The organism is Lactobacillus sp. JM1 (assembly GCF_009834385.1).
GTDB classification, from domain to species: domain Bacteria; phylum Bacillota; class Bacilli; order Lactobacillales; family Lactobacillaceae; genus Lactobacillus; species Lactobacillus paragasseri.
Map to the genome: position 1 here is coordinate 79,416 of NZ_CP044412.1, position 14,638 is coordinate 94,053.

Consider the following 14,638-nt stretch of genomic DNA (forward strand, 5'->3'; position numbering starts at 1 on the left):
CTTTATATCTTTACAGATGTCGTTTTCTTAACTTTTGCCCAAGTTACATCTTCATCTTTGATTTCGTCAACTTTTTTAATCATCCAATCAAGGTCAGTACGTGCTTTTTTACGGTCCTCATCGGTAAAGCTAGCTAATTGTGCTTTTAGTTCTTCATAATATGGAGACTTCTTAGCAACATCCCAGAAGTATTTGCCATATTGAACATCTGCAAAATGCCAGGGCTTGAAGAAAAGATTATAATGAACAATTTTAGGATTTTTAATTTCATCCATGTGTTCATTAGGCATTGCATCCCATTCAAGTGGTAAATGATAAATTTTATCTTCGCAAATCTCATTCATATAAGCTTGATCAGGATCGATATTATCGAAATGATACTTTTCAATTAATGAATAGAATTTATCGACAAATTTCTTATCTCTAAAGGCTTTCATATTGAAGAGAATAACGCCGTTATTAATATATTTTTCTGGTGGGAAAATACCTTGACATTCCTTGATATAAACTTGAAGTGGTTTAATAAATCTGATTGACATATCTGGTACGCTAGCAAACATGTTATCACCAATTTCGGTGTTGTAAAGCTCAGCGATGTCAGTACAAATAATAGTATCAGCATCTAAATAAACAGCCTTGTCATATTGAGGAAAAAGGTTAGGAATAAATAGACGGTAGAAAATAGACATCGTGAAAAATTGTGCCCGTAAGTAATTCTCTTCACTGTTGTGAATCGGAGCTACCATTTCGTCATCAATATGAAAAATATTAACATGGACATTTTTGGTTGAAAGATCTTCCAAATCTTTCTTATGCATATCACTAATGTTTTGAACTAAGAGAGTAATGGTATAGTCCTTGTTTGTATCAACATGGTCAATTAGTGACTGAATTGAAACAGCTGCGTAAGGTGTGTAGTTGTCGCTAATTGTATAAAAAACAGGTATAGTCATCAAAAAAATAGACTCCTTATATATTAAAAGTTTCTAGGCCCGCTTTAATTGTGACCTAAGCTCTGTATACTGCTTAAGTAAATCATCATATTCATGTAATTTCAAGACGCTGTGCACACGCTCTATATCCCATGGTTTAACAGTTAAAGTATGGAAGTATGGCTTAAAGCGAAAGCTAGTTGTAAAATGTTGAATTTTAGTATCGGTTCGTAAACGATATTGTTCATTGTAGCAGCGCGGAGCAATTTTCTTCTCAGTAGCAAGTTTATTTAGAGCAGACTGATCTGGGAGAAGCATTTTTTTATCACTCATTTTTTCTCTAACTTTGGCAAATAATTGTGTTTTTTTAATTTCAGACATATTAAGAAGCAAGACGCCTGAGTTTAAGTAATCAAATGGCTTATGAGTATGGATATTATGAAAGAAGAAACGACCCCAGAAGTCTAAAACACCAACTAGTTCGATATTAGTTAGATCTTGATTATAAAAGTCGCTAATATCTTTACGCACAATAATATCATCATCTAAATATAAGATACGATCAGGAATTTGTGGTAGTTGATCCGCAAAAAGGCGTAGCATTGCATATGGAGTAAAGCGTGTTTCCATATTTGCTCGTGGAGGTTCTTTTTTAAATAATTCAGTACAATCGATTAATTCAGCAGTATTGTTAGGATCTTTTTCCTTCAGCAGTTTTTTAATTAGCCTAAATGCTTGCTGATTAAAAGCTGTGTATCCCTCTGCGTGCATCGTTAAAATGTAAAAGTGTAAGGGAGTTGATGTGTTTTTTAGTAAAGATAGTGTTGTAATTAAAATACCATCTTCGGCATGAGAATCGCCGCAAAACATAATGTTCATTTTTATCCTCCGATTTTTCGCTGCTGGTAGCGATAATACTCATAGTTGCTTAATTTTGAACGGTCCTTTAATTGAGTAAATACTTGATCATGTAGCTTTTTTTGCTGTAATTTTTTAGGCAGAGAAGTATCTGGGAAAAAAGGCCCATCAATATAGACAGTAATCCTAGGTCGCTTGCTGAATTTTCTTTTCTGGTAGGTTGTCGTCATGACAAAGCTTGGCTTATTCGTTTGAACTGAAAAATTAAAACTAGTTGCTGGAAATGGGCGAATATCAGTATAGTAAGGCCAGACATGTGCTTCTGGGTAAATAATAATATGGGCATCTTCCTTAGTTAGAGTATTAACTGCCTTAAGCAAATGAATTGCTTGTTTAATATTTTTGCCAACTGGTAGTCCTCCATAAGGTAAGAGAATTTTTCCAATTATTGGAATTCCCCAGTTTGCTTGATTAGCAATTGCATAATAATCTTTCCAGCCAAAGAGGGTTAAAGGCATAAAGGCATCATTAACCATTTGAGTGTGATTTCCATAGACAAAATAGCTTTGATGTTTATATTTAAATAACTTATCTCTCCCTATTACTTTGACATGCATTACGCCATAAGTAAAAAGATAAGCAAAACCAGTAGCTAAAAAACGCATTAAATAGTTAAGAGGAGTACGTTTAATAATTTGATAATTGCTAGGTAGGGTGAAATCTTGTTGCTTACTTTTGACAATGTCATCAGTTAAAGAATTATAGTAAATAACATTACGTTGAGATGCTTTAGTATTCATGATATTAATTATAAAAGAAGTTTAAAAACAAAAAAAGACATCGCCACAGCGATGCCTTATAAATATGGGTGGTCAGGGGATCGAACCCTGGACCCACGGATTAAGAGTCCGTTGCTCTGCCAGCTGAGCTAACCACCCAATTGGATAACCAACAGATACTATTATGCCAAAAAAAAATAAAAATGCAAGAACTTTTTTGCCCCTTTTTTAAATACAAGGAGCCAAAAACAAAAAAGACATCGCCACAGCGATGCCTTATAAATATGGGTGGTCAGGGGATCGAACCCTGGACCCACGGATTAAGAGTCCGTTGCTCTGCCAGCTGAGCTAACCACCCAATTGGATAACCAACAAATAGTATTATGCCAGGAAAAGAACTAAAGTGCAAGCTTTTTTTGCATAAGTTTAAAAAAAGTGTGGAAAACAGTATAATATAGTTATTAATATTGAGGAGGCATCATTTATGCCAAAAAAGATTTTAGTCGTTGACGATGAAAAACCAATTTCTGACATTATTAAATTTAACTTGACTAAGGAAGGCTTTGATGTCGACACTGCTTATGACGGCGAAGAAGCGGTAAAAAAAGTTGATGAATATGATCCAGACTTGATGATTCTAGATTTAATGTTGCCTAAAAAAGATGGCTTAGAAGTTGCACGGGAAGTACGTCAAACTCATGATATGCCAATTATTATGGTAACTGCTAAAGATACTGAAATTGATAAGGTATTAGGGCTTGAGATGGGGGCAGATGACTATGTTACTAAGCCTTTCTCCAATCGAGAGCTAGTTGCTAGAGTAAAGGCAAACCTACGTAGACGTGATTTAACCCAAAAAGCTACTGAAGATGATGAAGATAAGAATATTACTATTAGTAATTTAGTAATTATGCCTGAGGCCTATATGGTCGAAAAAAATGGCGAAAAAATTGAATTAACGCATCGTGAATTTGAATTACTTCATTATTTAGCTCAGCATATGGGTCAAGTGATGACTAGAGAACATTTGCTGCAAACCGTTTGGGGCTATGATTACTTCGGGGATGTTAGAACTGTTGACGTAACTGTGAGACGTTTACGTGAAAAAATCGAAGACAATCCGAGTTCGCCAACAATTTTAGTTACACGGCGTGGAGTAGGATATTACGTTAAAAACCCATCAGATGAATAAGGATCAAAGTCACTAGTAATAGTGGCTTTTTTTGCAATTAGGACAAATGAAGAAAATAAAAAGTGTATTAAATTCTATCAATTTTAAAATCGCAGTAATTTTTATGCTGCTCTTATTAGCAACGATTGAAGTGGTTGGTGCGTCTTTTACAAGGCAACTCGAACAAAATTCAATTCAAAATTTTGAATCATCAATTCAAGTTCCCAATATTATTACTAACCAAATTTCTAGTCAATTAAGTAGGGCTAATTCTAAAAAGGCTAATCAACAGTTAAGCCAGATTATTTCAAACTATAATTTAGGCGATATTAGCCAGTTAATGGTAGTTGACAATAAGGGAGTAATTAGAGCTGTTTCAAATGTGAATGATCAAAACCGGATTGGACAGCGAACTAGTAATGTAGATATCAAGAGCGTACTCTCAAATGGCAAGCAAGTTTCAAAAGTTATTAATGACAACGGAAATTATATGGTGCAAATTTCACCTTTGACTTCTGCTAATGGAACTAATACTCCTGTAGGAGCAATTTATGTCCGCGCTAGTTTACAAGGTGTCTTTAATAACTTAAGACAGGTATCAATTTACTTTCTGATTGCTTCACTGATTGCAGCTGTTTTGGGAGCAATTGTAGCCTTAGTCATTTCCCGGGCAATAACTAGACCTATTGAGGAGATGCGTAAACAAGCATTAAGAGTTGCAAATGGAGATTATTCTGGACATGTTCGAGTTTATGCGCAAGATGAATTAGGTCAACTAGCTGAGGCCTTCAATACTTTATCAGTAAGAATTGAAAGAACTCAAGAAATTTCAGATAGTGAGCGAAGACGGCTAGATAATGTCTTAACACACATGACAGATGGCGTTATTGCAACAGACAGACATGGAAATATCACGATTATTAATGAAACGGCACTTGATTTTTTAGGAAAAACTGAAAAAGACGTTATTGGAAAGCCAATTACTAATTTACTTGGACTAAAAGATGTCACTATCCAAGATTTATTAAGTACTCAGCAAGAATTAGTTGTTCGAGTTAATGATAATACGCGCGATGAAATGATTTTGCATGCTAACTTTTCTCTGATCCAGCGTGTAACAGGATTTGTTTCTGGCTTAGTTTGCGTGCTTCATGATATTACCCAACAACAAAAAAATGAACGTGAGCAGCAACAATTCGTTTCAAATGTTTCACATGAGCTTAGAACACCGTTAACAAGCTTAAGGGCATATGTTGAAGCATTGAATGATGGAGCATGGAAAGATCCAAATATTGCACCGCAATTTCTCCATGTTATTCAAGATGAAACTGAGCGAATGATTCGAATGATCAATGATTTGCTTAGCTTATCAAGAATGGATCGAGGAGTAGCAAGGATGGATTTAGAATGGGTTAACTTAAATGACTTTGTTAACCACGTTTTAAATCGGTTTGATATGATGCTCAAGTCTGATTCTGATAAGATGCACAAAAAGAAATATACGATTAAGCGTGAATTTCCTCATCAAGCCTTATGGGTTGAGATTGATACGGACAAGATGATGCAAGTAATTGACAACATTATGAACAATGCTATCAAGTATTCACCTGACGGTGGCGTTATCACAGTTCGCTTATTGCAGGCTCAAAAGCACGTTATCTTAAGTATTTCTGATCAAGGATTAGGAATTCCAAGAAAAGATTTAAACAAAATCTTTGATAGATTTTATCGTGTTGATAAGGCGCGTTCTCGTAAACAAGGTGGAACTGGTCTAGGACTGGCTATTTCTAAAGAAATAGTAGAAGCACACCATGGTCGAATTTGGGCAGATAGTGCTGAAGGAGCTGGCTCAACTTTCTACATTTCTTTGCCATATGAAGCAATTAGCGAGGAAGGAGAAAACTGGGATGAGGTTTAAAGATAAGTTTTCTAGAATTACATTACGAATTAGTTTAATTGTAATGGTTGTCTTATCAATTATCTTATCAGCTATTATTTGGGGTTCTGATGCACGATTTTCAAGAATTGAAGAGACGTCTAATCAAACTCAAACTAAAGATTTGGGTCAACGTTCTTTAAGAGATATTTATTTGCCTACTCAAACTTTTTATTTTAAAGATAGGCAAATGTATCAGGTTTACGATACTAAAAATAATCTTCCGCTAGAGTTTTCAAAATTAACTCAATCAGTTAAGCCATTATTGCCAATTAGAGTTTGGTCTAGTCAAAGTAAATATGAAAAGTTATTAAAAAATCCTAACTATGTTCAGTTGACATATCCAGATCAGATAACTATCTCCTTATTCTTAACTAATGTAAGAAGGACTGATAGTCGGGAATTTAATCGCTTTTTTGTACCCGCTCGATCCAGTAAGTATATCTATTTAGGTAATGACGAAAACTATACTATTTATCGAGTTCGTCTAAGTGATGTATCATTTGACAATTTGGTAGAACATATTCAAAGTGCTAAAACACAGATGCCAGTTACACTTAAAAAAGTTCATGATGATTACTTGCCCTTCTATGACAAGAATTTAAGTTTACCAACGTATAGCTATTTAACTAAGGAAGAGTCAGATTCATACTTTGTGTATCGCTTGCTAGGCTCTAATAATCCTACCCAGCATAGTTCTGGAGAAAGCATTACATATTCTAATGGAGTATATGAGCGGTTGATTGCTACAAAGCATACTCATAATTATGAATATATTGATTATCAACAAGATCAGGTTCCCAAGACTATTAGTCGAAAATTAAATGATAGTTTATATTTTGTTCGTAAAATTGGATTATCCGAGCCAGATTTAAGGTTCTTTGATGCTGATAATAATACAGTTATTTATCAAAATTATGTTGAAGAATATCCGATCTTTTTGCCAGGAAAATATAAGATGCGGGCGCAAGTTAAGTTTGCTTCTAATGGAATGACAATTAACTTTAATAGCTTAGACTTGCAGATTCCAATTCCAACTAGTGGAGAAAAGAAGACGCTTATTCCGACTAATGAAGCGATGGATGAATTATATCAAAAGGGATACCACCAAAAAGATATTGAGCGCATTGGTATTGGTTATACGGCTAAATCTGATAATAGTAAAAATAAAAAATTAGTAGATCTAGAACCAACTTATTATGTAAAAATTAATAAGCAGTGGAAGACTCTAGATGAATGGCTGAATATTAATAATCAAGTTGTGAATTCTGGAAAGGAGGGGCTAGTAGATGGACTTTAAGAGAATTGAATGGATTTTTTTAGTCGTATTTATTGGAATCAATATCTTTTTGGGTATTGAACTTTGGCAAACGCCGACGCTTTTGTCTGCTGGCTCTACTCCGGCTCAAACTGATATTAAAAGTGAAACAAGCGCAGATCAGATTACTATCCCTAAAGTTAATGATAAGCAAGAAGATGGGTATTATTTAGCTGCCAAAGTGGACAATTCTTGGACAAAAAAAGCAGCAGCACAGGTAAATCAACAAGTAGAAACTAATGTAAGTGAAAATAGTATTTCAGTTAATTTGAGCAAACCAATTGCTCTATCGAAAGATTCCAAAAAAGCCCTGAAAGAAATTATTCACTTTAAAAACAATAGTCAAAACGTGTATGAGGGTAAAGATTATGTCTATCTTTCAGAACTATCTGAAGGGGATGATTATGTCTTTAATCAGAAAACAAAGTATGGAGAAGTTTTTGCTGCAACTGCACGATTGCACATTATTGTTAAAAATAATCAAATTGTATCTTATTCGCAACGCTATGTTAGCAATTTGAACCCGGTACGCGAAAGACAAAATACAATTAGTTCAAAAGCTGCTGTAAATTCCTTATATACTTATAGTGAATTACCAAATAATTCCAAGATTATCTGGTTAAAGCAAGTTTATACCAAGTTGATCACTGTTCGAGGAAGCGAAATTTATATTCCTACTTGGGTGGCAGCGATTGAAAATAATAATTCGCATACGATGACCCTTAAACGCGTAAATGCATTTACAGGGACAATTATCCAAAATAATATTGCTGCTGATGATTCAAAGGAGTAGAGAAATTTGAAAGTATCGGTTTTATCAAGTGGTTCAGCAGGTAATTCTACGTTGATTGAGACTTCGCAGCATAAAATCTTAATGGATGCAGGTTTATCTGGAAAAAAGACTAAAGATTTACTGGCACAAGTAGGCGTTGATATTAAAGATATTGATATGGTATTTATCAGCCACGATCATACTGACCATTCCGGTGGATTAGGCGTATTAATGAGAAGATATCCTAAAATTTCGGCTTATGCGAATTCAGGTACTTGGAATTATTTAATTGAAAGTAATAAGATAGGAAAATTACCTGTTGAACAAATTAATACGTTTGAATCTGGTATAACTAAGACTTTTGGTGATTTAGACGTGACGAGTTTTGCGACGAGCCATGATGCAGCGCAGCCACAATATTATGTCTTTACAAGTGGTGGTAAAAGATTTGCGTGTTTAACAGATACTGGTTATGTTTCAAGTACTGTTAAAGGTGAAATAAAAGATGCAGATGGTTATTTGATGGAATTTAACTATGACGATATGATGCTTAGAAATGGTCCGTATTCTTGGTCATTAAAGCAACGAATTATGTCTGATGTTGGACACCTTTCAAATGATCAAGCAGCAGACACCTTACTTGATGTGGTTTCTCCAAAAACTAAACATATATTTTTAGCGCATCGCAGCCAACATAATAATACCCAGTATTTGGCGCATGAGACGGCTGAAGACTTATTAGTAGCTGGGGATGCAAATTTACCAGCTGATGTTAAGATTATTGATACTAATCCAATGCAAGCTGGCTCTTTAACGAAAATATAAATTTTTAGCAAATAATTTGACTTGAATTCATAAAAAATTCAAAATTTGTGATTAGGCTAGAAATGAAGAGAAAAGGAGAAATTTTTATGGCAGAAAATAATACTAAGCACCCTACTAAACATAACGCTTTAATCAAAACTGGTATTGTTGGAGTGGTTGCCGGACTTCTTGGAGGTGGAGTTGCTTATGCAGGTTTATCTCAAGTTAATGGACAAAATGCACCACAAACAAGTATCGTTCCAACGACAAAAGTTGAAAAGTCTAGCAGTAAAAATAGTAGTCAGATGACTAATGCCTTTAATACTGTAAAAAAATCAGTTGTTTCTGTGGTTAACTTAAAGAGACAAAGTTCATCTTCAAGTAGTGATCCGTTTGGTATTTTTGGCTCTGATAGTTCTAGTTCTTCAAAGAAAAACTCTAAATCTGACTTGGAAACTTATAGTGAAGGCTCAGGTGTTATTTACATGAAGTCTAATGATAAAGGCTACATTGTAACTAATAACCACGTTGTATCTGGAAGTGATGAGATTCAAGTCATCTTAAGCAATGGTAAAAAAGTAACTGCTAAAAAAGTAGGAACTGATTCAGAAACAGACTTAGCTGTTTTAACCATTGACGGAAAATATGTTACTCAGACTGCGCAATTTGGCTCATCTAAGAATTTAGAGCCAGGTCAGCAAGTTATTGCTGTAGGTTCACCTTTAGGTAGTGAATATGCTACAAGTGTAACTCAAGGTATTATTTCAGCTAAGAATAGAACTGTTGATGTAACTAATTCTGCAGGCCAGGTTACTAACCAGGCAACAGTTATCCAGACTGATGCTGCTATTAATCCGGGTAACTCAGGTGGTCCACTTGTGAATATGTCTGGGCAAGTAATTGGGATTAACTCAATGAAATTGTCCTCTTCTAGTGACGGTACAGCTGTTGAGGGTATGGGATTTGCAATTCCAAGTGATGAAGTTGTTTCTATTATTAATCAATTAGTTAAGAATGGAAAAATTACTCGTCCAAAATTAGGTGTAAGAATTGTATCAGTTGATGAATTAACAGAGTATGGTCGTAAGAAGCTCGGTTTACCTGATAGCGTTAAATCTGGTGTCTATGTAGCTAGCGTTACTAAGAATGGTAGTGCAGATAAAGCAGGAATTAAGTCACATGATGTAATCACCAAGATTGATGGCAAAGCTGTTGATAGTGTTGTTTCACTACATACTGCTCTTTATACACATAAAGTTGGCGATACAGTAACACTTCAGGTTGTTAGAGACGGTAAGTCACAAGATATCAAGGTTACTTTAAGTTAAGTGAATATTATTAAATAGAGATAAAAAAGCTATGATTATGCGTTTTGTAAGCGGTAATCATAGCTTTTTCTTAATATTTAAAGTGTGAAACGTAATAAAGTTCGGCTTTTAATGCTGTCAAGAACTGAAAGTTATCCATAAGATTGTGGAAAAATGTGGAAAACTCTGTGGATTGTGTATAACTCGGTTAAAATAAAAATAAATTGTGTGGAAAACCTGTGAATTGTGTGTAAATAAAATTTTAAATTTATCTGTTCTGAACGGCTGTTCAAGTTGACTATGTAAGGAATAGACTAAAAAGTTTGGAAAAATAGTAGTGTTTATAAAAATGTGGAATAAATTCAGTAAAAAAGTTATCCACTTTTTTATAAACCACAATTTATTGATAATCAATTAGTCTGACCACTAAATATAGTTTTTAATAATCCACAGTTAGGGGAAAACCGATGTGGACGCTATGTCAATTAGGGGATAAAATTAAAAACTAGATGCGTGAAAGGTTAGATAGTTATAATGAATATCAAAATTGTTTGTGTAGGTAAACTAAAAGAAAAGTATTTTAAAGATGGAATTGCTGAATACGTCAAAAGAATGGGTCGTTTTGCGAAGATCAAAATAGTTCAAGTACCCGACGAAAAAGACCCCGAAAAACTAAGTCCTGCTGAAATGGAACAGGTCAAAGAAATCGAGGGGAAAAGAATTCTAGATAAAATAAAAGATAAAGAATATGTGTATGTGACGGCAATTAAGGGCAAAGAAAGAACTAGCGAAGACTTTGCCAAGGAGCTAGCTGACTTGACTACCTATGGACATTCAGATATTACCTTTGTGATTGGGGGAAGTTTAGGAACAAGCGATGCAGTAAATAAACGAGCTGATGATTTAATTAGTTTTGGTAAATTTACAATGCCGCACCAATTAATGCGCTTAGTTTTAGTTGAACAAATTTACCGTGCGTTTATGATTAATAGCGGAAGCCCTTATCATAAATAATTATTTTATAAAGAATAAGATTGGTTGAAGTAGGATTAAAATACTACTAAAAATAAGCCAGTCTTTTTTTGTTAGAGTAATTGGCACGATGATGCTTCGTGCTTTATCTTCACGATATCCATGTGAAATCATCCCTTCAGCTAGGCTATTTGACCAAGAGATAGCTGCTAAAATTGCTTTAAAATATAATATTGGCGAATAAAAGGAGAGATGATAATGGCGCATGTCCCCAACTAAGCGAATACGATTAACTTCAGCATGGATTTTAGGAATTACGTTGAATGCGGCTAAAGTTCCATAGGTAAATTTACTTGGTAGTTTGAAATTTTGTTCTAATGAGCGAGCGAGCGCAAGGACACTGGTGGTTTCAGTAAATGTGGCTCCTAAAAATATATAAGCGTAAATTCGCGTAAATAAGACGCTGGCTTGGTAGAGGCTATGGCCGGGAGTAAAGTAATAGATTGTAATAAAGACCACTAAAGCTGCAAATAATGGAATTAAAAAAATCAAGAGTAGTTTTTTAAGACTTAGATGCTTAAATGCGAGATAGCTAAGACTAGCTACAATAATTATTATATTGGCGATCAAATTAGGAATAAGCGATATTTCAAGCGAAATAATTAAAATCAAAAATAGTTTCAATCCGGGATTCATGTTATTTACCTTTTTATTTAGTGTAGAAAAGTTTCTGATCTTTGATAGTTAAGTGATAGTCACAGAGATGCTGAACTTGCTCAAGTTGGTGGCTAATGACAAGTAAGGTGTGGTTAGAATCTAGAAAGTACTTTTTAAGCAAATAAATGACCGCTGAGACGCTTTCTTGATCTAAACCACTAAATGGTTCATCTAGAAGTAAAACCTCAGGATAAGCCATTAACATCACGAGAATTTGCAGCTTTCTTTTTTGTCCTCCAGATAGAGAATAAACAACTTGTTCGTCTAAATTCTGCAAGTTGAGTTTAGTTAGTAGGTGTTCTAGCTTAATTTTATTTAAGGAAAGATTTCGATTGTACTTTAGGCTAAAGTCTAATTCTTCCTTTACTGTAACATTTAAGAATTGGTCATCTGGATTTTGAAAAAGTTGTCCTACTTTTGCTAGATAGGGCCTCCGATGCCATTTCTTGATGTCTTTACTTTCAAATATTAATTGTCCTTGATACGGAATAATTTTGGTTAGAGCCTTAAATAAGGATGTCTTACCGCTTCCGTTTTCTCCAGTTAATAAAGTGGCTCTTCCGGGATAGATTTTTAGATTAGTTGGAGAAATTAGATTTTTTTTTGGAAAAGATAGTGAGAATGATTTAAGGAAATAGACTGGATTTTGTTTTAAGTCAGGAAGAGAGAAATATAATGCTTGATTTTTTAGCGTGTTGTCAGGCAAAGTAATAGTCTTAATATTTTTGTCTTTAATAGCCAAGACCATAGAAGCTAGCTTTTCATAGCCAGAAAAATTATGGTCACTAATTAAAATCGTTTTTCCTTCTTTGTGAAGTGTAGCTAAGCAAGTTAGTAGAAACTGTCGATTGTGAGAGTCGCAATTAGCAAAAGGCTCATCTAATAAGAGTAAGTCGCTTTTCATGGCAATCAGGACGGCTAAGGCAACACGTTGCTTTTCACCACCCGAAAGCTGAAGAAAAGGTTGGTCTAATAAAGATGAAATATTAGTTTTAGTACTTGCGTAATTAATACGCTTTAAAGCAGAAGTACGATCAACTAGTTTGTTTTCTAAGGCAAAAATTAGCTCTTCTCGAGGAGTCGCCATCGTGAATTGTCGACTAGGATCTTGAAACACCATGCCCCAATTAGTGAATGGCTGTTTTAAAGAACCAGCAGTTTTTTTGCCATTGAAAGTCGGGTCAAGACCAGAGATAAGCTTTAATAGAGTTGATTTGCCACTACCAGTTGGACCAGTTAATAGGACAAAATCGCCTTGACTTATAATCAAATTTAAATCTTTAAAAATTGGCTGATTTTGATATTGAAAAGATAGCTGATTAAGTTTAATTTGTTTGGACGACATGAGCTTTTACCAAGAGATTAATGATTAATTTAACTAAAACGCAGGTAAATAAAAGCATTGAAAGCCAACGAACTACAAAGTAGAAAATCATGTTAAAAGTTGAGAAGTAGCTGTAGCCGTTCTTAATGAAGTCGTACAGGTAAGTAACAATTGTTGTCGTTGTAGCAGATAAGAAAAGCGTGAACCAATTGTAGCGGTGGTAGCTAGTAAAGGTAAAGCCTAATTCACACCCTAGGCCTTGAACAGCTCCAGAGATTAGATTTACTGCGCCCCATTGTTCTCCAGCAAGTAGTTCAACGCAAGAACCTAAAAATTCTCCTAGAAAAGCAGCCCCAGGAAGTCGAACTAAGAATCCTGCTAAAGGACCTGCCATACACCAGATTCCCATCATAATATCATTGGCTAACATTCCATAGCCAACTGGTGTAAGGAGGGCAGTCAAGACGTTATAAAGACCGTCACTAGCTAAATAAATTAAGCCAAAAATAATAGCAATTAAAGCAATTAGGATAATATCTCGAACATGTAATTTCTTCATTTTTTCCTCCCAAAATAAAAAAAGCCACCTCAAAGAGGTGACTAAATAAAAGTCTAAAAATAAATCATTTTCCCTACGCTGATGTTAATCAAACAGGTTCAATGGGTATATTCTCAGCCATCTGGCACCCCAGTTATATTTCTAGGTTTAGCTTACGCTTAATAAGCCGAAATGACAATTAAAAATAGTAAAAAGGTTATAATTAAAATAGAGTAAAAGCAAAGGGGACCGGTTGAGATGGCAACAGCGACATTAAAAAGTTATTTATCAAGTTTAATGCAAAATACTCAAGGTACTGAAATAGAAATCCGTACTGAAAACCTTCTTTTGCCGTATAGTCTTTATTTAGAAAAAGTGCATTATGATTTTACTGAATATCAATCTAATACTAGTCAATTAATTTACTGCTTAGCGAGTAAGTGCGAGGTTGAAATTAATAATAAAACTTTTTATTTGAAGGCAGGAAATATCTTGCTAATTGAAAAAGACACTGACTATACAATCAGAGTTAGCGATAAAAATGCAATTATTGTTAAATTTAAACTGGATAACGATTTTTCATGGCAAAAACAATTAGAGCAGGTAGATGCCAATACACCTAATGAACAAAGATTGAGTACATTATTTTTAGAAAAGTTAAATCAAGATCGTGCCTTTTTATTTACAACTACTTCTGTGATGTGGGGGAGTCAAAACTTGAAAGGTATAATTCAAGACTATCTTAATAATGTCGCTTTTAACGGAACAATTGGCTTAGAGCTGCTTAAAATTATAATCTTGCGCAATTTGCGTGAACAAAACTTTAAATCTAACGAAGTAAAAGAAAGCACATTTAAGGATGAAGCGTTAGATCAGTACATTGACCAACACTATAATGATATTAGTTTAACGCAAGCTGCCAAATACTTTGGTTTTAATCGAAATTATTTTTCTACAATGGTAAAAGAAAAAACGGGAAAAAGCTTTGTTGAGCATGTTGATGAAAGACGGATGAAAGAAGCTAGAAGGTTATTGGCCAAGCCAAATGTTTCATTAAAAGAAATAATCGAAACTATTGGATATTCAAGCAAATCGTTTTTCTATAAGAAATTTAAGCATTATTATGGCCTGACTCCAGCAGAAATGAGAAAGAGACTATTTAGAGAGGCTCATATCAATTTGAAATAATAGATACGTAAAAAGGGATGCA

Annotated in this window: 14 protein-coding genes, 2 tRNA genes and 1 riboswitch; of the genes, 8 read left to right on the plus strand and 8 right to left on the minus strand. The window is 34.4% G+C overall.

Features of this window, described 5'->3' with window-relative positions:
• Window positions 1–2: 2 nt before the first annotated feature.
• The 5 genes from F3I00_RS00390 to F3I00_RS00410 form a co-directional block, all read right to left on the minus strand.
• A complete protein-coding gene (locus F3I00_RS00390; protein WP_020807283.1) occupies window positions 3–953 on the minus strand; it encodes a glycosyltransferase family 8 protein in 951 nt (316 codons plus the stop codon).
• A gap of 33 nt (window positions 954–986) precedes the next feature.
• The gene (locus F3I00_RS00395; protein ID WP_020807284.1) at window positions 987–1,811 is read right to left on the minus strand and encodes a glycosyltransferase family 8 protein; all 825 of its coding nucleotides are present in this window, start codon (window positions 1,809–1,811) and stop codon (window positions 987–989) included.
• Window positions 1,812–1,813: 2 nt separating this feature from the next.
• Window positions 1,814–2,590, minus strand: coding sequence for an acyl-phosphate glycerol 3-phosphate acyltransferase (locus tag F3I00_RS00400; protein WP_065169570.1), 777 nt, complete (start codon window positions 2,588–2,590; stop codon window positions 1,814–1,816).
• Window positions 2,591–2,655: 65 nt separating this feature from the next.
• Window positions 2,656–2,728 (minus strand) — tRNA-Lys (locus F3I00_RS00405).
• 126 nt (window positions 2,729–2,854) lie between these two features.
• Window positions 2,855–2,927: transfer RNA gene (locus F3I00_RS00410), tRNA-Lys, on the minus strand.
• A gap of 126 nt (window positions 2,928–3,053) precedes the next feature.
• On the opposite strand from F3I00_RS00410, the gene yycF reads away from it, so the two are divergent.
• The 7 genes from yycF (at window position 3,054) to rlmH (ending at window position 10,891) form a co-directional block, all read left to right on the plus strand.
• Window positions 3,054–3,761, plus strand: a complete 708-nt coding sequence (gene yycF / locus F3I00_RS00415; protein ID WP_003649681.1) for a response regulator YycF — start codon at window positions 3,054–3,056, stop codon at window positions 3,759–3,761.
• Between the two features lie 46 nt (window positions 3,762–3,807).
• Window positions 3,808–5,658 (plus strand): cell wall metabolism sensor histidine kinase WalK, encoded by a 1,851-nt coding sequence (gene walK / locus F3I00_RS00420; protein ID WP_003649680.1) that lies wholly within the window; start codon window positions 3,808–3,810, stop codon window positions 5,656–5,658.
• Window positions 5,648–6,976 carry a YycH family regulatory protein gene (locus F3I00_RS00425; protein WP_020806675.1) on the plus strand — a complete coding sequence of 443 codons (1,329 nt, stop codon included), beginning with the start codon at window positions 5,648–5,650 and terminating at the stop codon, window positions 6,974–6,976. Before walK ends, F3I00_RS00425 begins: the two co-directional genes overlap by 11 nt.
• The gene (locus tag F3I00_RS00430; RefSeq protein WP_159310954.1) at window positions 6,966–7,787 is read left to right on the plus strand and encodes a two-component system regulatory protein YycI; all 822 of its coding nucleotides are present in this window, start codon (window positions 6,966–6,968) and stop codon (window positions 7,785–7,787) included. Before F3I00_RS00425 ends, F3I00_RS00430 begins: the two co-directional genes overlap by 11 nt.
• A 6-nt stretch (window positions 7,788–7,793) precedes the next feature.
• The gene (locus tag F3I00_RS00435; RefSeq protein ID WP_020806673.1) at window positions 7,794–8,591 is read left to right on the plus strand and encodes an MBL fold metallo-hydrolase; all 798 of its coding nucleotides are present in this window, start codon (window positions 7,794–7,796) and stop codon (window positions 8,589–8,591) included.
• An 86-nt stretch (window positions 8,592–8,677) separates the two neighbouring features.
• Window positions 8,678–9,898: a S1C family serine protease gene (locus F3I00_RS00440; protein WP_020806672.1), complete on the plus strand. Its 1,221-nt coding sequence runs from the start codon at window positions 8,678–8,680 to the stop codon at window positions 9,896–9,898.
• 513 nt (window positions 9,899–10,411) lie between these two features.
• The gene (gene rlmH / locus F3I00_RS00445) at window positions 10,412–10,891 is read left to right on the plus strand and encodes a 23S rRNA (pseudouridine(1915)-N(3))-methyltransferase RlmH (RefSeq protein ID WP_020806671.1); all 480 of its coding nucleotides are present in this window, start codon (window positions 10,412–10,414) and stop codon (window positions 10,889–10,891) included.
• On the opposite strand, the gene F3I00_RS00450 is transcribed toward rlmH, so the two are convergent.
• The 3 genes from F3I00_RS00450 to F3I00_RS00460 are packed head-to-tail and all read right to left on the minus strand — an operon-like array spanning window position 10,892 to window position 13,449.
• Window positions 10,892–11,545 carry an energy-coupling factor transporter transmembrane protein EcfT gene (locus F3I00_RS00450; RefSeq protein WP_020806670.1) on the minus strand — a complete coding sequence of 218 codons (654 nt, stop codon included), beginning with the start codon at window positions 11,543–11,545 and terminating at the stop codon, window positions 10,892–10,894.
• A 13-nt stretch (window positions 11,546–11,558) separates the two neighbouring features.
• Entirely contained in the window at window positions 11,559–12,911 is a 1,353-nt protein-coding gene (locus F3I00_RS00455) for an ABC transporter ATP-binding protein (protein ID WP_159310955.1), read from the minus strand.
• Window positions 12,892–13,449, minus strand: coding sequence for an ECF transporter S component (locus tag F3I00_RS00460; RefSeq protein WP_020806668.1), 558 nt, complete (start codon window positions 13,447–13,449; stop codon window positions 12,892–12,894). The genes F3I00_RS00455 and F3I00_RS00460 overlap by 20 nt, the downstream gene beginning before the upstream one ends.
• Window positions 13,450–13,501: 52 nt before the next feature.
• Window positions 13,502–13,591, minus strand: a riboswitch (TPP riboswitch).
• 95 nt (window positions 13,592–13,686) lie between these two features.
• Here F3I00_RS00460 and F3I00_RS00465 point away from each other — a divergent pair.
• Window positions 13,687–14,616: an AraC family transcriptional regulator gene (locus tag F3I00_RS00465; protein WP_020806667.1), complete on the plus strand. Its 930-nt coding sequence runs from the start codon at window positions 13,687–13,689 to the stop codon at window positions 14,614–14,616.
• Window positions 14,617–14,638: the final 22 nt, after the last annotated feature.